Below are 22372 nucleotides of genomic sequence, written 5' to 3'. Positions count from 1 at the left end.
GAAAATGTTCTTTGCGACCGGAATGCCATTGCCTGAAAATAGAGGCTCCTCTTTCGATTGTTGCGATCAGAGGAGCCATCGCTTCTTATGAACAACAAGCCGGCAAGTTTCGTTTTTACCTTTCAATCATTGATTTACCGCTACCAGCGGAAATACCCGTAGGGATCGTCTGCCGCCTTCGGAACGTCCGTATAAAAGCTCTTGCCTGCAGCTCCTTTCAGCAACGGAAGGTTCAGAATGCCGCCCTGATGTTCGGTATCCACACAACGTATCGCCAGGACATTCCTGCCGGTTTTCAGCACTCCGGCCGGAATTCTGTACTCCCGGGTGATCCAGCGTCTTTTTTCACCGGTTTCAGAGGCAATCGGGACTCCGTTGATCCAAATGTGCGTCTCCTGATTGATCGAGCCGAGAAAGACTTCATTCAGCCGTTCCGCCAGCCCCGGCGGCAACGTGAATTCCAGCCGGAACCAGAAACGTCCGTTCCCGCGCGCCAATTCGGGAAACTGCTCCTCGACCCAGCCGGGAACCCGTACCTTGCGCCAGTCGCGCCCCGGGCGGAAGCTCGCTTTCTGCCATCCCTGCTGCTCTCCCTTGTCCTGCGGATCGGCGCACAATTGCCAGCAGTCATTCGGCAGCTCGAATTCCCGCCGTCCCGCGGTCCGGTCAAGCATCGCGAAGAAGCCGGAACGGTAAGCGGCTCCGAGATTCGCCAGCAGCCGTGACACCAGATAAGCAGTCCGGCGTCGCGTGGTACGGCAGCTGAATTCCGTTTCGGAAAATTTCCACGGCGGCAGCTGCATGGCAACGACGCAGCCTTTTCCTATCTCTTTCCGGCAGAGCATCCGCCCTCCCGGCGAGTCCGGAGAGAAGGCGTCGAACCGGACTTTCCCGCGCCAATGCAGTTCCGCATTGCCGATGCCCGCAAATTCCGGAATCTTCGCCAATCCCGGGACATAATCGGAATAAAATTCTCCATTTTGCGTCTGGAACTCTCCGGGGAAAGCGCGGTTCAGCTCCTCCGCGGAAAGTCCGAGCGCGAGAATATTCGTTCCCGCCGCAGCCAATTCGGAAAGCTTTTCTCCGGCCCCGCCCGGCCCCACCACCAGCAGGGAGTTTTCCGGCAGCGAGGCGGCATCGCGATACGGCGTAAATGGAATGTGCAGCGCTTTCAGCAGAGCACTTCCGGCCGCGTCTCCGGAATAAAAGACCGTCCGTCTGGCGGCCGGCTCGTAACGATCCAGGTCAACCAGCGCCTGAGCCAGAATTTTTTCCGCTTCCGGATCAGATTCCGTGCGCCCCGAAACCGCGTATTGGCAAAGCATGACACAGCCGCGTCCTTCCGTCAGGCGCAACAGTGGCGCATACTGCAGATCGAATCCGCATGAAGCCGCGGGCAGCCAGTCTCCGATCTGCGGTTTTTCCACAACGACATCGGCAAGCGAGCCGCGATTTCCGGCGCGCCAGGGACGAGTCTGGCGGAAGAAGTTCGCATTGACCAGCGGATAACTGCATTCAAAGTCATTGGTTTTGCGATAAGGCGGCAGCATCGTGGAGCTGCCGCGCCAGTCGTGCAGCTTTTCGCCGTCGGGCAGGAAGGCTTCGCGCATTCCGAATTCCACACAGCGCAATCCGATACGGCGAAGTTCTTCCGCATTCTGTTCCAGCAGCAGGAGTTTAAGCCCCGACTCCAGCCGTCCGGAAAGCTCGAACGGGAAATCCTTCAAGCCATTCCGGCCAATCACCAGCAATTCCACACCATCAAGATTATGCCGGTTCACAACCCGGCGGAACGGCACGCCGAGTTTCTGCAGCAGCGGCGCCGCGCTTCCTTCCGGGTCATACAGACCGACCTGCGACTTGATCTTTACTGCGGACGGCGCCGCAAAGAGATCGAGAGCAAAAGAATCTTCCAGCTTCTTCCCGGAGGGCAGAGTGAATTCCGCCCGCAGGACGGCTTTTCCGACGGCATTCTCCGGTACGGTGAATTCCAGAGGGATATCCGTCCTGCCTCCCGGGGGAACGATTGAACTGCCCGTGCCGGAAAATCCGAATTCCGGCACGCTCCACTTCCAGCCGATTTCCGCATCATGACGGGAGTCGTTCAGCAGTTGCAGACTTTTCCGAATGGTTTCTCCGGAATGGAAATTGTGACCCCTTTCCGTGAAATCGCCGACTTTGCCCGCAATCCGGCAGAGAAATTCCTGAAAGTTCTTTTGAACCGTCTCTCCGGCGACATTCAGACGAACTTTGCAAACAGGATTGTTGATTGCTTCTCCATGGGATTCAATCCGGTCCGGAACCAGGGCGGGCCGTTTCAGATTTTCGAAGCGTGCCGGATTGTCCCGGTCCGCCTCGCCCCGCGAAAGCCAATTCCAGAGCTGTGCCTGATCCCACGGCAACAGCCCGGAAATACCCCGGGCGCGAAGATTCGGGAAGTCCTCCGAAGCGAACCATGCGCGCACCCGCCGCACATCTTCAATCCAGGTCAGCCTGTTGTTGGCACCGAGATCGGAAAAGAAAACCCGGCGATTGCCGGAAGCTTTCTCCGCCTGAAGATCGTACAGCGCCCCCTTCGCCTTCTCGAAGCGATAGGCCTCCTCGCCGAGAATCGCCGCATTGTATTCGTTTACCCACAAACACTGCGGTACTTTGCTGGCCCAAATGAATTCTGGGCCGCGCCAGCTCGACCAGCTTGCCACGTGCGGCAAACCCCATTCGACAAAAAATACCGGCATGGTTCCGTTGTTTTCCCACGGTTCTAGCCAGTCGCCCCGTTCCTGGCGCGGCACCCAGTTCAGATAACAGTTCAAGGAACAGACGTCCCCGAAGTTGCCGCTTTCATGGTGGTAGACCGGACGGGAAGCATCGAATGCCTTAGCGGTTTTCTCCGCGATGCGCCCCTGTTTTCTGCTCGGCAGGGCGATATACCGTTCAGGACGGTAATCATTACCGATTCGCAGTGGATTCTGGTCCCCCATATAGCCGAGCCGGTTATGGTTCATCACGTACATGACCACGCCGGGAATATTCTGGAAACGCCGGATCAGATGTTCCGTCTGCCGCCGGTACTCCGCCAGATTTGCGGGATTCTCCAGATCATTGCCGAAATCTTTGATATGCGGCAGCGTCAGGGAAGTGAGCATGCCGCGCTCTGAAGTGTGCCGGTGATACCCCGCCGGATATGCAAAAACTCCGGGGGTGAAACTGTAATTCCAGCCGATCAGGAAATTCGCGCCGAACTGCCTGGCCGTCCTGACCATATGGTCGACTCGCTCGGCGGAACCAAAGTCAGCGTCCTGCGGGCCGCGAGTAACCAGCGCCCGGAGATGAATTTTTTTGCCATTGAGGTAAAAATCGCGTCCGTCGATGGAAAACTCCCTGAAACCGAATTCCTGCGGCAGAAAACGGTCGAGAATCTCACCTTCGGCGGAAAGCAGCTTCACATCGGCGACGTAAAGATTCTGCGGAATGTCGATATCCCAAAGTTTCGGATCATTCCAGAGGCCGCCGAAGGAATGGCGGATATTTTTCCCTTTTTTGACGGTAAATAGCTCCGAGGAAAACGTTTGTACCACCTTTCCCCCTTCGGAGATCTCCGCTTCCAGCCGGTACGTTCCCGCCGGAAGCGTCGTGAAACCGGTATCGAAAGTGATTTTGCCGCTTTTGACGGAGGTAATCACATGCACATCGGAAATTGCGGCGGTCATCGGCAATGACTCCAGATAGAGGTCGCCGCAAATTCCCCGGTTCTGCAGGTTCGATTTCAGCTTGACCAGACGATCATGCCCCATATATTCGAGTTGTTCTTCCGGTTTGGCGCTGACCAACACCGCAAGCGTATGATGGCTTCCCGGCAGCAGTTTGCCGGTCAATTCGAGTTCGCCTCCGGGATAATAAAGCACTCCGGCTTTCACGCCGTCGACGAACACGATGCCGCAGGATTGGATCAGATCGGCCGAAAGCAGGATGCGCCGCCCCTTCCACTCTTCCGGCACATCGATTTCCCGCCGATACCATGCGGAATTCAACTCTGCCACCTTGAAGCGTGCGAGAATCTCCGGCTTCAGATAAAACGCCATGCCGTTCGGTTCCGTCGGCCATGCTCCCGGCACTTTGAACCATCCCCAGCCGGTTCCCGGTCCCGGGATTTTTTCGAGTTCATCCGGCGTAAGCACCGGATGAAACTCCCACAAACCGTTCAGAGAGATCCGTTCCCGGGTCGGCGTCGTTTGACGCCAGGCATCACTAAGTGTCATCAGCCGACTGCGCGACATCCCGTCGGGACAAGGCATATCGAAAGATTCGGCCACTTTGCCTCCATCGGCAAAACCGGTCTGCCCCCAGAAGAGCAACGCTGCCCACAACAACTTTCCGTATCGCTTCAAAACCATCTTTCTCCCATGCACGTTTTCAGATCAGAAACGAACGCTCACATCGCTCCAACCCGGTTGCCAGAATGCCCAATTCCGAGTGTAGCCGTTGCCTCCCGGCCAGTTCTGCCAGTTATAATCGCTCCAATCGACGTGTCCGTCAAAGAATGAATAATTAATACCAGAGTTGTGACGATAAGCAGTTGCAGTATTGGCATTTTCTCCCGATACAAGATAATCGTTGCGGTTAACAAAACTGTTGCCATACAGGAGACTATCTCTTAATCCATCAAGAAACATGTACTTTTGAGAAGGAGCGGAAAGCCGGCTGATGCGGATACTGCGTATAGCAGGGGAGCCCCAGTCGCCGTTTGAGAAGGTGTTATTCAGCGTATAGGAATCGATGATCTTGCAATAGTTGCCTTCCTTCGGGTACATTATTCCGCGAGAAAGAGGGCAAAGCAACCCTTTCGGCCATAAAGGATTTTCCTCACTTTCTTTTATATTGACGCCGATCTGTTGGGCAAATGATTTATTGTAATGCCAATTTGACTCATCTATACCATTCACATAAACGGGGACTATGTGATCATCAAAATCACCCGCATATAAGAGATTGGCGGTAGCAAGCGTTTTCAGGTTGTTTTTGCAGGTTGAAGCTTTAGCGCTCGCCCGCGCTTTATTCAGCGCCGGGAGCAGCATCGAGGCGAGAATGGCAATTATTGCAATAACTACGAGCAACTCAATAAGGGTAAAACGGTGCAAATTTTTCATTTTCAATCCTTTCTGTTGGTTGGGTTGTAATAAGTCTCTCAACCAGCCGTTGCTGAAAAGCGGCCGGGTCGGTCATTTCTGTTGGTTGGGTTGTAATAAGTCTCTCAACCAGCCGTTGCTGAAAAGCGGCCGGGTCGGTCATTTCCATAGCGACCAGCATCTCGCGCCCTTCCGGAGAGATTCGCGTAAAGCCGCCGTCATCCACCACAAGTTTCAGGCGTTCCAGGCGGGTGAACTCCCCGGAATACGCCAGATGGACCGCCGCTGTATCATAAAGGATGCTGCTGGCATGTGCCGGGCCGTCATGTTTCCAATAATTTCGCCAGACGGCATATTGGGCAAGAATGTTCCGGGGAACCGGTGCGGTTGATTCCGCGATTTTCCGATAATTCACTCCCGACAGCGCGATATCGCCGCAATGATCGAGCGGCGTCAGGAGGATTTCACGCCACGGCGCCCGGAACGTCCGCTGCGCCGCCGGCACGTCGAGTTTGATGTTGTATTCGGCAATCATTCCGGCTGCGCCGCGATGCCGCTTCGCGATCGAACCGCCCATCACGATCAGGCGACATCGGGAGACCGCCCGTTCATCCCGGCGGCAAAGCTCGGCGAGAGTGGTCAGCGGCGCGATACCGATCACCGTCAGCTCCGGCTCGGCGGCAATCAGTTCCAGCGCCCGGCCCACACCGTCCTCCCAGATGCCTCCGGAGTACTGTTCCAGCCGGTAAGAGTCGGCATATTCATGCATGGTTTCGGGTGAATCGTCCGCACGCGAGACGCCGATGCCGACCGGAATATCGTCGCGGCCGCACGCCTCCAGAAATCCGGCCGCAACCTTGGCCCGGTAACGGGCATCACCGGTTGAGGTCAACACCAGTTTCAGGTCAAATTCAGGGCTGTTCAGCAGCATCCCGAGCGCCCAGGTATCGTCGATATCGTTGCCGATGTCCGTATCCAGAATGGTCGGAATCGGTTTGGGGCCGCAGTTTGTCATTATGGTTCCTTTCGTTGTTTTTCTTTTTATATTATACCGTAATTTATAATCCGAACCAACTGTATTTTGGGTACAAATAGATAAATAAATGGCACAAATCGCCAGAATCGCTGGAAAATGCCGAAAAACGGCGTTATGTTGCACCCATCAACGAAAGGGATCGATATGAGCGTACAATCGGTGGAACTGCCGTTGCTCTTCTATGCGTGGCGGCGCAAGGTAATAGGCAATGTCGCTCCACACCAACACGGCGGCTGTGAACTGATCTATGTACTCGACGGGCATTGCCGGGTAGAAAGTCCGGCCGGAATCTTTGAAGGCACTCCCGGCAAACTGCTGGTCATCCCGCCGGAGGTGATCCATAACCAGATCGATGATCCGGGCGAAGACAACATCTTCTGTGTTTTTCAAGCGAATCCGGTTCTTTTCGCCCAACACTGGCGTTCTCTTGACCTTGGCGGTGAAACGCGGACCATCCGCATGTTTCTTGAACTGTGCGATATGACCGAGAAAAACGATCTTACGGGGGCATCGGCTCTGCTGCTGAGCTTTCTGCAAAGGCTCTCCGCTTTCGAGCAGAAACAATCCCTCTCCACCCGACAGCACCCGAAACTCCGCAAAGCCCTTGAATTTCTGCATGAAAATCTCACTCGTCCCGTCACGGTCCAAGCGACGGCGGAGTATGCCGGAATCAGTGTGTCACTGCTGCGCAAGCTCTTTACGGACTACTGCGGGACTCCGCCACTCGGCTATCTGCATGATCTCCGCCTTGCCCGTGCCGAAGAACTGCTGAAGAATTCTTACCTCTCCATCGCGGAAATTGCTGCCGAATGTGGATTCGACAGTGCCGGTTATTTTATCCGCCTCTACCGGCGCAAGCACGGCATTTCTCCCGGTAAAGCACGCTGCAAGCTGTGAGTTCTTTCATCCTGTTCTATATGGGTTAAAGATAAAACGGATATTGAGATGGAAGTGTTTAAGTCTGTTAAATTTTCCTCCTTCTCAATTGAACATTTTTGGGTCTGACGACAATAATTGTTGTTTTGTGCAGTTCAGACGAATTTCATCTATATATAACCTTCGTGATGGCAGGCTGAAGTAATCGGCCTGAATGAGTGATCAGCCCTGTCGGTCTTTGTGACCGGTGGGGCTGATTGGTTTTAATCGCATGGAGGTGGTGAAGATGAAGCTCAGGAAGAGTGTGTTGCTTGAGGCGTTGAAAGTGCTCGGCAAGGTGGTGTCGCAGACTTCTCCGGTGGAGGTACAGCGGTCGGTGCGGTTTCTCGGTGTCGGGGAACAGGTTTGGTTGACCGTTACCGATGGCGTGGAATCCGTCACGGTCGAAGTAATCGGCGATGCCGGGGAGATGGAGGAGTTCGCGGTCGAATATAAGGCTCTGCGGGAACTGATCCGTTCCACGCGTAGCGGCGAGGTCGAAGTGAACGGCAAGCGGCTCGATTGGCCGGAAATGGAGGTCGTCCCGAATGACGCGGTAACGGTCGAACTGCCGCCGGATTTCGGCAAGCTGTTGGCGCTGGCGGCCCCGGTGGTGAATCTGCGTGAAGCGCGACTTGCGTTGCGGGGGATCAACCTTTCCCGCGACGGCGTGACCGCAACGAACGGCAAGGAGCTGCTCAATTTGCCGTGTCCATTGAAAATCCCGGAGGATATGACGCTGCCGTTTCCGCTGGCGCTGCTGACCGCACGGCTGGTGGGAGCGGGCACGCTGCACCTCTGGCGCTGCCGGAATGAGCGGCTGTTCCGTATCGTAATCGGCGGTTTCCAGTGGCAGGGCAAGGCATTGCCGGGCAACTTTCCCGATTGGAAGCAGGTGATTCCTGCCGACAAGACGCTGGATTATCAGATTGAGATTCACGAGCCGGAACGGGTCATCACGTTTCTGAAAGCGGTTCCCGACAGTCCGCCGTTTCACGCGATCGAGCTGAACGTGGTTCCGGGCGGCGTCGCCGTGATTCCGAACAACTTCCCGAATATGGAACTGCGATTGGAGGCAACGGTGATCGGCGCTCAACCCCGCGCGGTACTGGCGCTCAACAAGTATGTTCTGCTGCGGATGCTTCAGCAGGGCTACACGAAGTTTCGGGCACATTCGGACGGCAGGATACCGGTCATTGCCGAGGGTGGCAGCGGCCGGTATCTTGCGATGCCGATTCACATATTACCCAAACATCAACCAGAAAAGGAGACAAGCAAAATGGAAAACATCGAAAACAAAGTGGTGTCTGCCCCGGTGCAGACGGTCGCCCCGAACCATGAACCCGGAACCAATCCGCTGGATGAACTCTGCAATACCATCGATACGTTCCGGAATAAACTCAAACTCGCCCTGGACGAATCAACCCTGCTGGTACGCAAGGTCAAGGAAGTTCAGCTTGCGCAAAAGCAGAAAGAGCGGGATTTCGTTCAGGCGAAACGCGCCATCGAGCGGATCAGGATGGCGATTTAGCGAAATACCACAAAACAAAAACGGACGGATAGCCGGGAGCTGCGAGGCTCCCGGCTATCCGTCTTTTATGGAGGAATGATTATGTTGAAACTCAATGCGTCATATTCAAAGAAGGTTCCGGCCGGAGAGGAATATTCCAGCCAGAGCTATCATGCGTCAGTCGAAGTGGAACTGCCGGACGGGTTGTCCGGCGAGGCTCTTCAGGCCCGGATTCACGAAACGTTCGATCTGGTACGAAACTCGGTCGAAGCGGAACTGCATGGGAACTCCCCTCGTAATTACGGTACTTATCCGGCTTCAAACAGGTCGAAAAACGCTCCGCAAGGCAGGAGGGCTGGAGACCGTCAGAACAATGGTCCGGCAAGCCCGAAACAGCTTTCGTATCTGCTTGATCTCGCCCGGCAGCGCGGCATCACTCCGCAGCAGATCGCGGCCCGGTTTCAGGTGCCGGACATCCAGCATCTGACCCGGCAGCAGTGTTCGGATCAGATCGACGAATGGAGGGCGGCGTAATGGCGACCATCGACGAACTGCGGCAGGAACCACACTGGAGCTACAGCGCGTTCAATACTTATTTGAATATCTGCCAGTTGCAGTATTTCTACCGTTACGTGGAACAGGCTGAGGTTGAACGAACTTCGGTTTGTTTCCCGTTCGGACGGGCATTCCACGCGGCGCTGACCGCCCAGGCGTGGGAATGCATGATGGGTGGCTCGCTGACCCGTGATGAGATCGTCGGACAGTTTGAAGAGGCGTTCAAGATCGAAGCCGAAGCTACCCCGAACCTGATCTACAAGGAAGGCGAGAACTTCGACACGGTGATCGCTCTTGCGACCAAGATGCTGGATGCGGCGTTGGCAAACTGGCCGGATTACTACACTGTCAAGGGCGTTGCGCAGGCGTTCAGGATTGACGTTCCCGGTTTGGACAAGCCCCTGATCGGTGAGTACGATCTGATTGTTCAGGACGGACGGGATGCCTGTATCGTGGACTGGAAAACCTCCGCGAGCCGCTGGCCAGCCGGGAAAGCCGACCGCGATCTTCAGGCGACGGTCTTTTCGTATGCTTATGAGAAGCTGAACGGCACGGCTCCGCTCTTTCGGTTCGATGTCATCACCAAGACGAAGAATCCGGGTTGTGAATCGCACTATACCAGTCGCGGATTTCACGATTTCCGGCGCTTCGAGGCGCTGGCGAACCGGGCGCAAGATGCGATCAACAAAGGCGTGTTCCTGCCGAATGAAACATCGTTCGCCTGTGCGGAGTGTCCGTATCGGGAACGTTGTAAATCCTGGCATTCGACCTCAGTCTACTCACCCAGCACGAAGCGTCTGAACCAGGATGGCAGGAGCTCTGAATGCAGAGAGAAGCCGACCTCCGATTCATACTCCGCCAGATAAATCGACTGCTCCGTTGAGTTGTCGAAAAAGTAGGCCCGGTTTAAATATGGCAAAGCATAACGGACTTGTTCCATGCAGCGCAAATATCGCGACCGGGTTTTCTCTTCCGGAACATCATGTCCTCCCAGGGCGACCCGTTCCTTGATCCGGTTTACGTTGATCACGGGATTCTCGGTCGCAACGAAGTACATGTAGGTCTTAAATCCGGCTGCCTGTGCCCGTCTGAGGACATCGATTTTGGCAGGATGTGAAAACACCGTTTCAAAAGAAAAACTGATCCGGTGCTTCAAGTATTGCTCTTTGAAGAAGTCGGCGACGATTGCCACGGAATAGGAATTGATTCCGTTCGCCGAAAAGTGCAGGTAATCTTCTCCGTCAATATAAATCTCCCCCGATTCAAAGGGACGTTTATATTCCCGGGGATAGGTTGACCGGGCTACGAACTGCACAAGTTCGGCATTGTCGATTGAAAACGGACAGGCCGTCCGGTGGCTTTGCTCCACTTCGGCAAAGAGCAGATCCGCATTCAAAAAGCGATAGAGATTGACGGCATAATCTGAACTCAGCTGGGCTGCAAGAGTCGATTTTCCTGAGCCATTGGGACCGGCAAGCATTCTCAGACGCGGAGTCATCGGTCTACAACGCTCCGATGATGCTTTCGCTGCCGTCCGGATGGATTGTTATAATCTTGTCTGCTTTGGCGACAGTAACGGACACGCCGCGCGACAAGGCGTTTTCAACCGCATGAGAACCGGCTTTCGCGGCAACATTTCGCAAGGTTTCTGTGGTGGCATCATCTGTTTCCACGGCAGAAACGACAGGAACGGTTACTCCGTTCGGCAAAGTTACTTCGGTGATTTTTGTCGGACTCATGGTGTATCCCTCCTGTTTCCTCTAATATACAATCATTTCAATAAAAAACAACAACAGGAGTAAAAGATTATGGGATTGACGATGTGTGAAGGGAAGTTCGTCGGACGTGACGAGATCGCACTGGTTCCGACTCCGACCGCTACCGCGAGCTGGAAGCCGGTTCCCCATAGCGAGGTGATCGACGCTGTAACGGATGTCGTGAAAGCGCATCGCTGGACGATCCTTGAGGAGCAGTACGGCCTGGCCCGTGACGGACAGCGGATGTTCGGCATGATCCGGATCAACAAAAGTTCGAGCATGGAGTGGAGCCGCTGCATCGGCATCCGCAACAGCCACGACCGCACGATTGCGGTTGGGTTGTCCGCCGGGATCAGTGTCCACGTGTGCAGTAATTTATGCTTCGGAGGGAGTACAGTTCTGAAGCGTCGCCACACCTCCCGGATCGAACTGAACGGTCTGGTTCTGGAAGCCGTGAACGCTCTGGAACTGGAGTTTCTGACTTTGGAAAATGTAGCAGAGGAGTTGAAGATCGATGAACTCAATGATGATGAAGTTCGTGCTTCGCTGGTGGTGGCGGCGGAGCGTCAGGCGATTCCATCGTGCGATATTCTGACCGTCTGGAAGGAATTCAAACATCCCCGGCATGAGGAGTTTGCCGAACCGACCCGGTGGAGCCTGTTGAACGCCTTCACCGAAACCGCCAAGAAATACAGTCCCGCCCGTACTGACCAGTGTTACCGCAGCCTGACCCGGCTGTTCGGACTGGACGGCAAACCGGCGGAACTTTGGAAGTAGTCCACGGCGCTCTGCCCTGGTACGCCCTCCGGAAAAAATGGTGCGATTTCCGGAGTATCATGCACCCCGGCGGCCTCGGTCGCCGGTCTTATCATCTTAAAACAAGGAATCGTGATTATGGCAAAAGTTTTCTGTCCAAAATGTTCCTCCATTGCCAACCCGCTTCATCAAGCCGGTACGATCGGAACCGCAACCGGGATTACAGCGGGAGGAGCAACGGTAATCGTCGGCATGGTTCGCGGCGCCCGTGCGGGAAGTGCATTGGGAGTTGCCGGCACTGCCATCGGTGCGGCTGCCGGAGTCGTGTTGAATCTCCTCTGGGGAATCACTTCTGGGGGTGTGATCGGCGCTCAGGCGGGCAAATTGATCGATGAAAATGTAATCGGTCTGTACCGCTGTCCGAAATGTCATCTGCGATTCAAAGCGTAGATGGCTGAAAACTCAGAGATACGCAGTAACGATGCGTGTCTCTTTTTTCGATTCATGCCGGAATATCAGATGGATCATTCATTGAATTTGGAATTGCGGAACGGATACTTGGTCAGGTCGATCAATTTCCGGAACTGCTCGCAATTGCGTATCCGGTCCTTTAATTTCGGAACGATATTAAGACGACGCCAGTCTTCGTCACTGAACTGGTCAAGGCACGGGCAATCCGGCAGCAGATCAGCGGAGCTGTACAGGAGGCTCCACCACATCGGTTTCGTGAACTGTTCCCGGCAGGGACATTGAAACCACGTGCTCGGATTATGCTTGACGGTCCAAAACCAGTCGCCGAGCGTAAAATCACTCGTATCGATCTCTTTTTCAAGGGGCCAGTCACTCGCCAGCAGCCCACTCCGCACAGCCGGATGATCCGGTATTTCGCAATAATGGAGCAAAGTCGGCTGGTGCCGTAACAGTCGCTGCCACTGATGCGGGGTGAAATCTTTCCAGCAGGAGCAGCGCCATGCAAAAGGCAGTTGTTTTTCAAGGACGACAACCCAGTCGGCGGGAGTGAACTCCGCAAACGAACAAAACTCCTGGAGTTCCGGATGCCGTGAGATGATGCGCGCCCACTGCTTCGGGGATAAGGGCGCTGAAACGGATATTTTTTCCGGCGTAAAAGCGGCACAGTTCCATTCCAGGTCGAGAAATGTGTTCAATTCTGCATTGGTCATGATTTTACCTCGTTTGGAGTGTTATGAGCAAACGGCAGGAGAATGCCTGTCATAATATTGTTGTTCCAAAAATAAAACGAACTTTTGAGCTGTCCGGCCGGTGCGTTTTACCGCACACGAGCCGGTAATCCAATTATCATCAGCCGGTCCCTGCCGGACTCTCATATCATAGGAAGCGTGCTGTATTTTTTTACAGCCGTTTCAATCATGCCTTCGGTATCTGCGTAAATCCGAACATCCGACATCCCTCCGGTGTCTTCTCTTTTTCATTCACTTTTGCGGCATAACTCATCCAGTGAGAGGCATTATGCAGTTGCTCCTCCGCATCCGAACCATGACGGCGAATCCGTATGCCGGTATTGTTGTCCGCCCGTTCCTGCGGAGGGCAATACCGTACATAATTGGATTCAGGGGATGCGCCAATCTCACGGGACCAGATTTCATTGAGGAATCCGGCCACCCGCTGAACATGCTGTACTTTATTGCCGTCACAGATCGGATAGCAGTGATAATGCGGTTGATCGGAATTACGTTGTTCTCGTGCCCAGACAAGCTGGGCGTCGATCCCCTCCCGCTTCAACTTCATCCGGCATTTGCGTATCGCATTGGAAATATGCCGATTGTTATTCTGGGTTTCCATTTCAGGAGGGAAACGGAACTCCAAATGCCCTACAAATACCTGGCTGTGTTTGTCAACCATATATCGCAATCGTTTTTGAATCTCGGTAGTTGCTTCACGATAAACGGGATGCTCCGGATCGGCATTTACGGATAAATTGTTTAACCGGCTTTCCGTATGATGGTGTCTTTTCGGCATGGTTTCTTCCTTCGAATAAGTTTCTGTTGAATATGGTATGGTTGATTTCTGTTCAGTAATTGTTCTCATGAAGGATTCGAACAATCATCAGAAATCAACTTCCGTATCTTATCTCTAGGCTATTCTTTTATTTTCTGTTTATCGTTTGTTATGGTTTTATGGGTTATGGCTTCTTATCGTTGCTATTTTATGGTTGCTATTTCTAATAACCGGACTGGAGACAGCTGTCTGCCGCTCGCATTTCCACAGTTTTTCATATGGCGACTGTCGGCAATGCAGAATGGAGGGAGTTTTACAGTTAGGGAATCCTATAAGATAATGCAGGATCAAAGGTAAAAAATATTCGCAGACCGCAATCGTATGCGCTCAAAAGGAGGGGCGCATACATGAATGAAGTCAGAATTTCAATGACAACCGTCCGCTTTTTCAAACGGATTATGCGCCCGGTCGCGGAAGAGGGAATTATTTCGCTGCCGGAATACAACGAGGCGATTTCTCAGCTAACCAGCCTTGCGGAGCACGGCATTCCCAAGCCCGCAGTTATTCCGAAATTGCTGGATCAGCAGGAGGTCGCAGAAATGCTCGGAATCAGTCACAGCAACTTTAAAAAACTCGAAGCCGAAGGTGCTTTCCCGTTCAAAAGAAAAATGGTCGGATCAGCGGTGCGGTACCGCAATACCGATGTGATTGACTACATTATTTCATCGGAAATCTGAAGCTCCAACGTTCCGCTGAACCGTTCGCTTTGTCCGTGGTTTCTTTTCCGGCCTGTAAGTCCGAAATCCCCAAAAACGCTTCATCGCGGCCAAAGCGGATTCGGTCAGCGGTTTATTCAATCCTTGATACCGTGCATTGATGGCTGCGACGATTTGCTTTGCATTCAGTCCGGCAGCCATCATTTCCCTGACCGGTTCCCGAAGAAGATCTCTTTTATCCGGGACGCAAATCCAGAGGTTCCCGTATTCCTGATAACGTACCTGGCAATTTCGCTTGCCGGTACGAGTTCGAATATCGGCGACCAGTCTGTGATTTCCACAGTGATGCGCTCGCCATTTTTTCATCGTGATAACAGTATCCCATATGGCATTGCGGGAGATTCCACGGGGCGGCTTGGGGGTCACGATCAAAACGGTCATTCCACTATTCTTCAGACGCTTCATCGTGGCATAAAAATCAGGTTTTTCTTCAAAATTCACCTGACCTTCCAGAATAAGAAATGTGAACTTGTTTCCGGCTTTTGCACAAAGATCCAAATTCGCTTCAAGGCTGGATCGTGTATTTGAGGTGGCATACGGCCAACGTTTCCAAATCATTTTTTTGCTGGACATAACAAGCCACATGAAATTTCGCTGCGGCGGAATACCGCTGAGATCAAGCGGCCAATATTGCAAATCGGTACTGAATTTTATATTGATGACTCCCCAGGGCGCAGGGAGGCATTTGGTTAAAAATGCGGGAAAAGGACTATGTTCAGGAAAGTTGTCGGAACGCAAATATAACAGTTTCCCCAAGTTCAGATTCATACAACGACACGCAATATCGAAGGCCAAAGCGGTAAGATCACCTTCGCCGGTCATCAGCGTCAGCCCTTCCGCCGGGATATTCAATTCTGGATGCCAAAAAATCCTGTTTCCCTCATCTGGCAAATTCCAGCAATCAAAAGGCGTCTGAGCATTTTGCGGAATAAGGCATGTTGGCGGTTCCGACATTGTTTTCACTTTCCGTTTCAATTGTGATACTTTTTACGGGCTCAGAAAAATGGAATGACCATTTCTGTAAATATAAAATAAACGTAAAATGAAGAAAATCAAGTGATTTTATATTTAAATTATATTTTTACAATCAGTAAATTACCTTTGTATATATGCGATAATTATATTTGTAAATATGCAAAAGTATATATTTCTAACTCAAAGCGAAAATGAGAGTGATGCGCTGTGAAATTTATGAAATTTGAAACAACAAAACACTTCGCTGACTGTTCCGAAAAGGATAGTCGGCGAAGTGTTTTGACAAGAAAAATCTTATTATTTTCCGGATAGCAGAGAAACGATATGAGAAACTTCAGAACTTACAGTCGCCAGCGAACCGACATATTCAAGCACCTGTTTGATCCGCTGTTCCGGAGTCGTCGAAGTTCCACCGCTGATCGCTTCGATGGCTGCGCGTTGGGCATCCTCGCCCACATGGGTATAGAAGCGGTCGATGATGGAAGAATCCGCGCCGAGGATCGAAACAACTACGGCTTTCGGGACACCGGCTTCGGCGCAGAAACTGGCAAAACTGTGACGGAGGCTGTGAAAGCCGTAGACCGTGGCCTTTCTTTTACGTCCCGGGGTTGCCACGGACGGTTCCAGCCCGATCCATTTGATCACCCGCAGAACATCAATATTGACCAGGCTGTCGCCAATTTCCTTGCCTCTTTCATCCACGATCTGATAGCGGGCGGCGACCTTCGGGCAGACATAGGAATCCGTCTGCCACTTCCGAGCTTCCCGAAGAACCGCCTGCAACGGTTCCGCAATCGGAATCAGCACTTCTTTCCCGGTTTTGAATTGTTTGACCCAGATACGCTTCTGTTCCAAATCAATGTTTCGCCACTGCATCAGCGCACAGTCTTTCAGACGCTGACCGGTATACATCCCGATGTAATAGACGACTTTGATTTCCGCCTTATTCATCAGCTTGCGGTGGGGATTGTCCAGTTCCCTGCGGATGGCCTCCTCCTGTTCCCGCGTAAAGGCGATGCGGCGTACCAAGGTTCCCTGTTCTTCGCGTTCCTTTCTCAACAATACCGATGAGCCAAAAGGATTTTCGATGCTCAGATAATCTTTCAGCGTTCCGAAGATTCGACGGATACGGACGATTTTCCGGTTATGGGTTGCCACGGAAATCTGCATGGTTCTGAGATGGTTTGCGAAGTCCTCCGCCATGGCCGGTGTAACATCCTTGACATCTTTCACGTTGCTGTAACGGGAGAAGTAGCGGATCATTTCGTCCAGCGTGGAGTGATAGGCCAGTTCTTCCCGGACGGTGGCGGGGATTGCGCGCTGAGGGTGTTTAGAGTAGACGTTCCAGATTTCGGAGAGAGGCAGCGGGCGTGCCTGTTTCACGAGGTGCCGTGCGACTTTGACGTGAGCGGAGATGACTTCCTCGGTGGTGGCTTGAATAATCGGGAGCAGTTTCCGGGCTTTTTCGAGAGCTTCTTCCTGATTGGAGGTTTTCAAGCTGACGCATTTGCGTTCATGCTGGACTTGGTAACGGAAGTAGTAGGTGCCGCCTTCCTCTTTCTGGTAAACGGTTCCAACGTCAAGTTTGACTTTGCATTTCTTTCCCATCTTACGCACTCCTTGTGGTAAAATCCTGTTTTGGCTCAATATAGCCGTTGAACTGGGAAATGAAAGTCTTGGTGGTAAAGAATGGCACCTTTAGGGTACATTTTGAGGGTAAAAATGGCTCCGGCAGCTGGATTCGAACCAGCGACCAAGTGGTTAACAGCCACCTACTCTACCGCTGAGCTATGCCGGAGCGTTTCAATGTTTCTTAACATAGTACGATTTGAGGAAAAAGGCAAATTGAAAATCGAAAAAATTTGGACTTTTTTCCTCAAAAACGCGATTTTTCAGGCTTCCGGCAACAGTAGCTGCGGAAATTTTCTTCTGCCTGCAATGCGGTTCCCTTTTTCGGAACGAACAGGCAGGTTCGCTTCGCGCCTTCAAGTTCGAGCAGCTTGATCTTCCGGTCGAGGCCGCCGGCGTAACCAGTCAGGCTGCCGTCAGTTCCAACCACCCGGTGGCAGGGAATGATGATCGAAATGGGATTGTGTCCCACCGCCCCGCCCACCGCCTGGGCGGACATGCTCTTCCGCCCCGTCCGGACTGCCAGCCGTGCGGCGATTGCTCCGTAAGTCGTGAGTTCCCCATACGGAATTTCACGGAGAATATCCCAGACCGCGCGGCGAAACACGCTGCCCCTGGGCGCCAGCGGCAGATCGGCAATCGCCGGATTCTGACCGTGAAAATACTCATCCAGCCAGCTGCCGGCGAGGCGGAACAGCGGCAGATCCGACTTCTCCGTCATCGGCTCCCCGGCCGATGCGGCGAAGTATTTCTGCCCTTCGAACCACAAACCGGTCAGCCGGTCCCCATCACCAGCCAGCAGAATGCGTCCCAGGGGCGTCGGGCGATATGCCGAATAAAGCATGGACTCTCCTTGCGTTTGGTTTGACATCAATAAAGAATTCCGCAGACATACTTCCGGTAATATAGCACGCGAATTTCAGATAACGACTCGGGAAACGGGAAAATATTCCCTTTGTCCATCCTGTCCGCACCATGGAGATTCACGGCGCGGGCAGGGAACCGGGTCATCCCTTCAGGACGGCCAGCGGCGTCAGGCGGACCTGCGGTTCAATCAGATCGAGCTCGGATTCGATCACTTCGTCGATCGCCTTATAGGCCTGAGGCGCTTCGGAGAGGTCAAGACGGCCTTTGGCCTTGCCGTGCTTCCGGTAGGGCTGCCAGCGTCCGCAGGCGATTCCCGCCATCGCCGCATCGCACTCCTCCACGGTGAGCGTGGAGCAGGCCGCGATCCGGCTCATCCGGCGGCCGGCGCCGTGCGAACAGCTCATGAACGACTCCGGATTCCCGAGTCCGCGCACAATATAGCTGGCGGTTCCCATCGAACCGGGGATGATGCCGATTTCGCCGGATTTCGCGCTGGTCGCACCCTTGCGGTGGATGCAGAGCGTTTCGCCGAAATGCTCTTCAAACGCCGCATAGTTATGGTGGATGTTCACTTCGCGGAGGAATTCCGTCTCCGGCACGAATTCGGTCAGCGTCTCCTTGAAAACCGCCATCATCCGGCGGCGGTTCTCCTGCGCATAACGCAGCGCGAAAAGCATGTCGCGGAAATAGTCGTGCCCCTCCTGTTCCCGGATCGGCAGGAACGCTAGGTCGGGGTCGGCAAGCGTCACGCGGTAAAGCGCGTTGAGTCTCTGCGCTTTGCGGTGATACAGCTCTTCGACGCGTTTGCCGAGATTCCGGCTGCCGGAGTGAATCATCAGCCAGATGAAACCGGCGTCGGATTTCTGGATCTCGATGAAGTGGTTTCCGCCGCCGAGCGTTCCGAGATTTCTCCGGTCGAGCGCATTGGCGAAATCGGCGACCTGCCCGTTGTTGTCGAGGTAGGATTCGAAGCCTTCCCACTCCTGCTTTTCCCGGTGCGACACGCCTTCGCCGACGGGAATGCGCTCTTTGAGCCGGTCCAGTATACTGCGCCGGAAGCTCATCCCGGCGAGGCGTTCCGCCGGGACACCGGTCTCCACCGCCACCATGCCGCAGCCGATATCGACGCCGACCGCGCTCGGAATGACTGCGTCGCGGGCCGCGACGACTCCGCCGATCGGCATGCCGTAACCCTGATGACAGTCCGGCATCAGGGCGACATGGTGCGCCAGCACCGGATGGGCGGCGAGGTTGCCGGCCTGTTTCAGCGCGCCCGGTTCGACCTCGGCACACCAGCTTTTGACCGGAATGCGGTACGACTCTTCGTTCTTGATCCATTTCATTGTTTCACCTCAATCCTGTATTGACCGTTCTGTCTGTTTTCCACGGTGATTCCGATTTCCAGAAACTTCCGGATGACTTCGATATTGGTCTGCGTATGTCTGCCGGGCGGGCAGGTCAGGTATGCTCCGCCCGCGCCGATCGCCATCGGCAGCAGCAGCTGGTCGGCGAGGAACCGCCAGACCGGCGCCGAAAGTGCCCGGTACCGGTTGACCATGCCCGCAACCCGTTCGCCGACCGCTTTGCGCGACAGGTCGAAGTCGCCGCAGACACTGAAAAGCTCCGTGACGTGTTCGAACTCCAGCTCCGCGAACATCACGTTGCCGGGGCCGGGGGAATCGACCTCCCGCGATTCCGTTTCGAAGCCGTCCGGCCGATCCAGCGCGGCGAGGCAGAATGCGAGTTCGTCGTCCCGGATTTTCGCATCGATGCCGTGGCTGATCGAGACGAGCCGCGCGGCTTTCGGAACCCCTGTTTCGTCGATGACCAGCGGCTTCCACTCCCGGACCGGAATTACCGACAGCTCGATTTTTCCGCCGCCCGCCGGATAGAAACCGACCCGGTCCAGCACCGCCGTCACCTCCGCTCCCATCCGGCGGAGGCAGGGCAGGTACACCCGTTCGAAGTAGTCGAAGACCGGAGCGTTCGCCGCATGGGTTCCGCCCTCGATCACCACGCGGGAGGCCGCTTCGGCGTGCAGCAGCAGCGGCAGGACCGTCTGCGCGATCAGGACGGCGCTTCCGGCACTGCCGACCGCAAAGCGGTAATCGCCGGCCCGGAGTTTCCCCGGCGAGAACACCAGTTCCTGCGAACTGATTTCGGCGCCGCAGGTCGAACCTCCGGAGATTTCGGCGACGGCCTTCACGCAGGTCAGATGCTGCCGCATCAGGCCCGGCTTGCGCCGTTTCGCCCGGATATTCGTAACACGCATCTCCCGGCCGGTCAGGGCCGAAAGGGAGAGAGAGCTGCGCAGGATCTGCCCGCCGCCTTCGCCGCAGCTTCCGTCGATTTCAATCATTTCCGTTTCCCCTTATGTCGTATTCCGTCAAGAAGCCTGCCGATATGACTGCACTTCTTCCTGAAAATCAATTTCGACTCTTCGTTCCTGCAAAGAAAGCTCTGAAAAAAATTTGCGCGGATTACCACACATAAAGCAGGAACACGGCCGACAGTGGCAACCGGCCAGGCGGCCGATCTCTCTGCTGTCCGGCAACTCCCATTCATGCAGATTCTGCCGGTGCATCAGGAGCAGCTCCTTTGCCCTCTTTTTCCATTGTCTGTCCTGAAAACGTCGAAAAGCTTTGGAGCGTCCCATGTGATCCTCCTGTTTTTGTCCTGCCCGGAACGGGTGTTTGCGATATCTTCAGCAAAGAGCGTGCCAACTTCTGATGATGTGCATTCCGCCGCTCAAACATGATTTCCGGTTTGCAAAATGAATTTGATGTGATAGATTATTTTCTATTATTTCAGATAATAACTATAAAATAAGATAGAAAATGAATATTCTGGTCTCGCTTCTCGGCAGTACGCTGGACAATCACGGGCGCGGCGAAGGACGCTGGGGCGTCTGGCGCCCCTCGGTCGCGCTCGCCATGCAGGAGGAACTGCATTTCGACCGCTATTATCTGCTGTATCAGCCGGACTTCCGGGCATTGTGCCGGAGGGTTGAGGAAGATATCCGGACTTGCTCCCCGGATACGGAGGTCATTGCGGAAGCGATTGCGTTCCGCGACCCGTGGGATTTCGGTGAGGTTTACTCGAAGCTTTACGACTTCAGCCGGGAGAAAAACTTTTCCGCCGAGGAGCACGATTATTATATCCACATCACCACCGGCACGCATGTGGCGCAGATCTGCCTGTTCCTGCTGAATGAGTCGCATCATCTGCCGGGAAAGCTCATTCAGACGCAGCCGACCCGGCGGAACTGCGCGCGCGGCTCGTTCACGGTCATCGATCTCGACCTCTCCCGCTACGACCTGCTGGCGCAGCGCTTTGCCGTCGAACGGGACAATGATCTGGATTTCCTGAAATCCGGCATCGCCACGCGGAATGCCCGGTTCAACGGCCTGATCGAAACCATCGAGCGTGTGGCGATCCGTTCGACCGAGCCGATCCTGCTGACCGGGCCGACCGGAGCCGGCAAGTCGCAGCTGGCCCGGCGGATCTATGAACTCAAGAAGATGAACGGCCAGCTCAAGGGGAGCTTTGTGGACGTCAACTGCGCGACCCTGCGCGGAGATCAGGCGATGAGTGGGCTTTTCGGCCATAAGAAGGGGGCGTTCACCGGAGCCGTTTCCGACCGGGCCGGTCTCCTGAAGGCCGCTGACGGCGGCATTCTGTTTCTGGACGAAATCGGTGAGCTCGGGAGCGATGAGCAGGCGATGCTGCTCCGCGCGGTCGAAGAGAAACGGTTCCTGCCGCTCGGCTCGGACCGCGAGGAAGGCAGTTCCTTCCAGCTGATCTGCGGCACCAACCGGGACTTGAATGCGGAGGTTGCGGCCGGGCGATTCCGGAGTGACCTTCTCGCCCGGATCGACCTCTGGAGTTTCGAGCTGCCGGGACTGGCCGAACGCCGGGAGGACATCGAACCGAATCTGGAGTATGAATTAAACCGTTATGCGGAAAAAAGCGGGAAGCGCGTCACCTTCAACCGGGAAGCGCGCAAACGCTTTCTGGAATTCGCGCTCGCGCCGGGGAACGCCTGGCCGGGGAATTTCCGCGACCTGAATGCGATGGTGACTCGGATGGCGACGCTCGCTTCCGGGGGCCGGATCGATCTTGAGACAGTCAACCGGGAGATCGCCCGGGCGTCCGGCCGTCATCCGGACGCAGAGCCGGATGCCGGGCTCGCCTCGCTGCTGGGAGCGGACTATGCCGTCCGGTATGATCTTTTTGACCTGGCGCAGCTGAAGAAGGTTGTCGAGATCTGCCGGCAGTCGAAAACGCTGGCGGAAGCGGGTAAGAAGCTGTTCGCGGTTTCGCGGCGGAACAAGAGCTCTTCGAACGACTCCGACCGGCTGAGCAAGTACCTGGCCCGCTTCGGATTGGATTTCCGAACGCTTTGACGCCTGTAAAGAAGCGCCCCTTTTGCGTGGCGCGGCCTCTCTGCGCTTCGCGCAACGGACCGTGCGGATTTTTCGCCCGAATCGCGG

The 22372-nt window shown here is 54.6% G+C and carries 21 protein-coding genes and 1 tRNA gene; 8 read left to right on the top strand and 14 right to left on the bottom strand.

The annotated features are described in order from the left end of the window. Positions 1-140 precede the first annotated feature (140 nt). The 3 genes from FYJ85_RS10210 to FYJ85_RS10200 form a co-directional block, all read right to left on the bottom strand. Positions 141-4259, bottom strand: a complete 4119-nt coding sequence (locus FYJ85_RS10210; RefSeq protein WP_206213093.1) for a beta galactosidase jelly roll domain-containing protein — start codon at positions 4257-4259, stop codon at positions 141-143. A 159-nt stretch (positions 4260-4418) separates the two neighbouring features. Next, positions 4419-5147, bottom strand: coding sequence for a prepilin-type N-terminal cleavage/methylation domain-containing protein (locus tag FYJ85_RS23080; RefSeq protein ID WP_106051778.1), 729 nt, complete (start codon positions 5145-5147; stop codon positions 4419-4421). Then, entirely contained in the window at positions 5116-6141 is a 1026-nt protein-coding gene (locus tag FYJ85_RS10200) for a nucleoside hydrolase (protein WP_106051780.1), read from the bottom strand. The genes FYJ85_RS23080 and FYJ85_RS10200 overlap by 32 nt, the downstream gene beginning before the upstream one ends. A 117-nt stretch (positions 6142-6258) precedes the next feature. Between FYJ85_RS10200 and FYJ85_RS10195 the strand changes: the two genes are divergently transcribed. The 4 genes from FYJ85_RS10195 to FYJ85_RS10180 all read left to right on the top strand — a co-directional run bounded on the left by FYJ85_RS10195 (position 6259) and on the right by FYJ85_RS10180 (position 10008). Further along, the gene (locus FYJ85_RS10195) at positions 6259-7059 is read left to right on the top strand and encodes an AraC family transcriptional regulator (protein ID WP_106051782.1); all 801 of its coding nucleotides are present in this window, start codon (positions 6259-6261) and stop codon (positions 7057-7059) included. Between the two features lie 265 nt (positions 7060-7324). Further along, the gene (locus tag FYJ85_RS10190) at positions 7325-8608 is read left to right on the top strand and encodes a hypothetical protein (RefSeq protein WP_154418310.1); all 1284 of its coding nucleotides are present in this window, start codon (positions 7325-7327) and stop codon (positions 8606-8608) included. An 81-nt stretch (positions 8609-8689) separates the two neighbouring features. Further along, a complete protein-coding gene (locus FYJ85_RS10185) occupies positions 8690-9121 on the top strand; it encodes a hypothetical protein (RefSeq protein WP_106051258.1) in 432 nt (143 codons plus the stop codon). Further along, the gene (locus FYJ85_RS10180; RefSeq protein ID WP_106051786.1) at positions 9106-10008 is read left to right on the top strand and encodes a PD-(D/E)XK nuclease family protein; all 903 of its coding nucleotides are present in this window, start codon (positions 9106-9108) and stop codon (positions 10006-10008) included. Before FYJ85_RS10185 ends, FYJ85_RS10180 begins: the two co-directional genes overlap by 16 nt. Here FYJ85_RS10180 and FYJ85_RS10175 read toward each other — a convergent pair. Both FYJ85_RS10175 and FYJ85_RS10170 read right to left on the bottom strand, forming a co-directional pair. Next, on the bottom strand, positions 9918-10640 hold the full coding sequence (locus tag FYJ85_RS10175) for an ATPase (RefSeq protein ID WP_154418308.1): 723 nt from the start codon (positions 10638-10640) through the stop codon (positions 9918-9920). The genes FYJ85_RS10180 and FYJ85_RS10175 overlap by 91 nt on opposite strands. Positions 10641-10644: 4 nt before the next feature. Then, positions 10645-10881 carry a hypothetical protein gene (locus FYJ85_RS10170; RefSeq protein WP_106051788.1) on the bottom strand — a complete coding sequence of 79 codons (237 nt, stop codon included), beginning with the start codon at positions 10879-10881 and terminating at the stop codon, positions 10645-10647. A gap of 69 nt (positions 10882-10950) precedes the next feature. Between FYJ85_RS10170 and FYJ85_RS10165 the strand changes: the two genes are divergently transcribed. Continuing rightward, on the top strand, positions 10951-11676 hold the full coding sequence (locus FYJ85_RS10165; protein WP_106051790.1) for a DUF932 domain-containing protein: 726 nt from the start codon (positions 10951-10953) through the stop codon (positions 11674-11676). Between the two features lie 117 nt (positions 11677-11793). Beyond that, positions 11794-12105, top strand: coding sequence for a hypothetical protein (locus FYJ85_RS10160; RefSeq protein WP_154418306.1), 312 nt, complete (start codon positions 11794-11796; stop codon positions 12103-12105). Between the two features lie 74 nt (positions 12106-12179). Here FYJ85_RS10160 and FYJ85_RS10155 read toward each other — a convergent pair whose 3' ends face one another. Together FYJ85_RS10155 and FYJ85_RS10150 are read right to left on the bottom strand one after the other, a co-directional pair. Next, positions 12180-12836 carry a hypothetical protein gene (locus FYJ85_RS10155; RefSeq protein WP_154418304.1) on the bottom strand — a complete coding sequence of 219 codons (657 nt, stop codon included), beginning with the start codon at positions 12834-12836 and terminating at the stop codon, positions 12180-12182. Positions 12837-13041: 205 nt separating this feature from the next. Next, entirely contained in the window at positions 13042-13653 is a 612-nt protein-coding gene (locus FYJ85_RS10150) for a YagK/YfjJ domain-containing protein (RefSeq protein WP_206213092.1), read from the bottom strand. A gap of 386 nt (positions 13654-14039) precedes the next feature. Between FYJ85_RS10150 and FYJ85_RS10145 the strand changes: the two genes are divergently transcribed. Further along, entirely contained in the window at positions 14040-14369 is a 330-nt protein-coding gene (locus tag FYJ85_RS10145) for a helix-turn-helix transcriptional regulator (protein WP_154418300.1), read from the top strand. On the opposite strand, the gene FYJ85_RS10140 is transcribed toward FYJ85_RS10145, so the two are convergent. The 7 genes from FYJ85_RS10140 to FYJ85_RS10110 all read right to left on the bottom strand — a co-directional run bounded on the left by FYJ85_RS10140 (position 14355) and on the right by FYJ85_RS10110 (position 20535). Beyond that, positions 14355-15362, bottom strand: coding sequence for a cytochrome c-type biogenesis protein (locus tag FYJ85_RS10140; protein ID WP_154418298.1), 1008 nt, complete (start codon positions 15360-15362; stop codon positions 14355-14357). The genes FYJ85_RS10145 and FYJ85_RS10140 overlap by 15 nt on opposite strands. A gap of 318 nt (positions 15363-15680) precedes the next feature. Continuing rightward, positions 15681-16991: a tyrosine-type recombinase/integrase gene (locus FYJ85_RS10135; protein ID WP_154418296.1), complete on the bottom strand. Its 1311-nt coding sequence runs from the start codon at positions 16989-16991 to the stop codon at positions 15681-15683. Between the two features lie 115 nt (positions 16992-17106). Then, positions 17107-17181 (bottom strand) — tRNA-Asn (locus FYJ85_RS10130). A 78-nt stretch (positions 17182-17259) separates the two neighbouring features. Next, positions 17260-17856, bottom strand: coding sequence for a methylated-DNA--[protein]-cysteine S-methyltransferase (locus FYJ85_RS10125; protein ID WP_154418294.1), 597 nt, complete (start codon positions 17854-17856; stop codon positions 17260-17262). 163 nt (positions 17857-18019) lie between these two features. Continuing rightward, positions 18020-19222, bottom strand: coding sequence for an RtcB family protein (locus FYJ85_RS10120; protein WP_106055187.1), 1203 nt, complete (start codon positions 19220-19222; stop codon positions 18020-18022). After that, positions 19219-20238, bottom strand: coding sequence for an RNA 3'-terminal phosphate cyclase (rtcA, locus tag FYJ85_RS10115; RefSeq protein ID WP_154418292.1), 1020 nt, complete (start codon positions 20236-20238; stop codon positions 19219-19221). Before rtcA ends, FYJ85_RS10120 begins: the two co-directional genes overlap by 4 nt. Before the next feature lie 27 nt (positions 20239-20265). After that, on the bottom strand, positions 20266-20535 hold the full coding sequence (locus FYJ85_RS10110) for a hypothetical protein (RefSeq protein ID WP_154418290.1): 270 nt from the start codon (positions 20533-20535) through the stop codon (positions 20266-20268). Between the two features lie 181 nt (positions 20536-20716). Here FYJ85_RS10110 and rtcR point away from each other — a divergent pair, with 181 nt between their 5' ends. After that, a complete protein-coding gene (rtcR, locus tag FYJ85_RS10105) occupies positions 20717-22285 on the top strand; it encodes an RNA repair transcriptional activator RtcR (RefSeq protein WP_154418288.1) in 1569 nt (522 codons plus the stop codon). Positions 22286-22372 lie beyond the last annotated feature (87 nt).

The organism is Victivallis lenta (genome assembly GCF_009695545.1).
Lineage (GTDB): Bacteria > Verrucomicrobiota > Lentisphaeria > Victivallales > Victivallaceae > Victivallis > Victivallis lenta.
The sequence above is the reverse complement of the archived record's forward strand: the minus strand, read 5'-3'. Positions and strand labels throughout refer to the sequence as shown.

Excerpts from the sequence above, each read along its gene's own strand:
- FYJ85_RS10210 (WP_206213093.1), bottom strand. The coding sequence starts at position 4,259 with ATGACACTTAGTGATGCCTGGCGTCAAACGACGCCGACCCGGGAACGG.
- FYJ85_RS23080 (WP_106051778.1), bottom strand. The coding sequence starts at position 5,147 with ATGAAAAATTTGCACCGTTTTACCCTTATTGAGTTGCTCGTAGTTATT.
- FYJ85_RS10180 (WP_106051786.1), top strand. The coding sequence starts at position 9,106 with ATGGAGGGCGGCGTAATGGCGACCATCGACGAACTGCGGCAGGAACCA.
- FYJ85_RS10145 (WP_154418300.1), top strand. The coding sequence starts at position 14,040 with ATGAATGAAGTCAGAATTTCAATGACAACCGTCCGCTTTTTCAAACGG.
- FYJ85_RS10175 (WP_154418308.1), bottom strand. The coding sequence starts at position 10,640 with ATGACTCCGCGTCTGAGAATGCTTGCCGGTCCCAATGGCTCAGGAAAA.
- FYJ85_RS10170 (WP_106051788.1), bottom strand. The coding sequence starts at position 10,881 with ATGAGTCCGACAAAAATCACCGAAGTAACTTTGCCGAACGGAGTAACC.
- FYJ85_RS10190 (WP_154418310.1), top strand. The coding sequence starts at position 7,325 with ATGAAGCTCAGGAAGAGTGTGTTGCTTGAGGCGTTGAAAGTGCTCGGC.
- FYJ85_RS10120 (WP_106055187.1), bottom strand. The coding sequence starts at position 19,222 with ATGAAATGGATCAAGAACGAAGAGTCGTACCGCATTCCGGTCAAAAGC.
- FYJ85_RS10185 (WP_106051258.1), top strand. The coding sequence starts at position 8,690 with ATGTTGAAACTCAATGCGTCATATTCAAAGAAGGTTCCGGCCGGAGAG.
- FYJ85_RS10200 (WP_106051780.1), bottom strand. The coding sequence starts at position 6,141 with ATGACAAACTGCGGCCCCAAACCGATTCCGACCATTCTGGATACGGAC.
- FYJ85_RS10155 (WP_154418304.1), bottom strand. The coding sequence starts at position 12,836 with ATGACCAATGCAGAATTGAACACATTTCTCGACCTGGAATGGAACTGT.
- FYJ85_RS10165 (WP_106051790.1), top strand. The coding sequence starts at position 10,951 with ATGGGATTGACGATGTGTGAAGGGAAGTTCGTCGGACGTGACGAGATC.
- FYJ85_RS10135 (WP_154418296.1), bottom strand. The coding sequence starts at position 16,991 with ATGGGAAAGAAATGCAAAGTCAAACTTGACGTTGGAACCGTTTACCAG.
- FYJ85_RS10160 (WP_154418306.1), top strand. The coding sequence starts at position 11,794 with ATGGCAAAAGTTTTCTGTCCAAAATGTTCCTCCATTGCCAACCCGCTT.
- FYJ85_RS10195 (WP_106051782.1), top strand. The coding sequence starts at position 6,259 with ATGCCGAAAAACGGCGTTATGTTGCACCCATCAACGAAAGGGATCGAT.
- FYJ85_RS10110 (WP_154418290.1), bottom strand. The coding sequence starts at position 20,535 with ATGGGACGCTCCAAAGCTTTTCGACGTTTTCAGGACAGACAATGGAAA.
- rtcA (WP_154418292.1), bottom strand. The coding sequence starts at position 20,238 with ATGATTGAAATCGACGGAAGCTGCGGCGAAGGCGGCGGGCAGATCCTG.
- FYJ85_RS10125 (WP_154418294.1), bottom strand. The coding sequence starts at position 17,856 with ATGCTTTATTCGGCATATCGCCCGACGCCCCTGGGACGCATTCTGCTG.
- FYJ85_RS10150 (WP_206213092.1), bottom strand. The coding sequence starts at position 13,653 with ATGCCGAAAAGACACCATCATACGGAAAGCCGGTTAAACAATTTATCC.
- rtcR (WP_154418288.1), top strand. The coding sequence starts at position 20,717 with ATGAATATTCTGGTCTCGCTTCTCGGCAGTACGCTGGACAATCACGGG.
- FYJ85_RS10140 (WP_154418298.1), bottom strand. The coding sequence starts at position 15,362 with ATGTCGGAACCGCCAACATGCCTTATTCCGCAAAATGCTCAGACGCCT.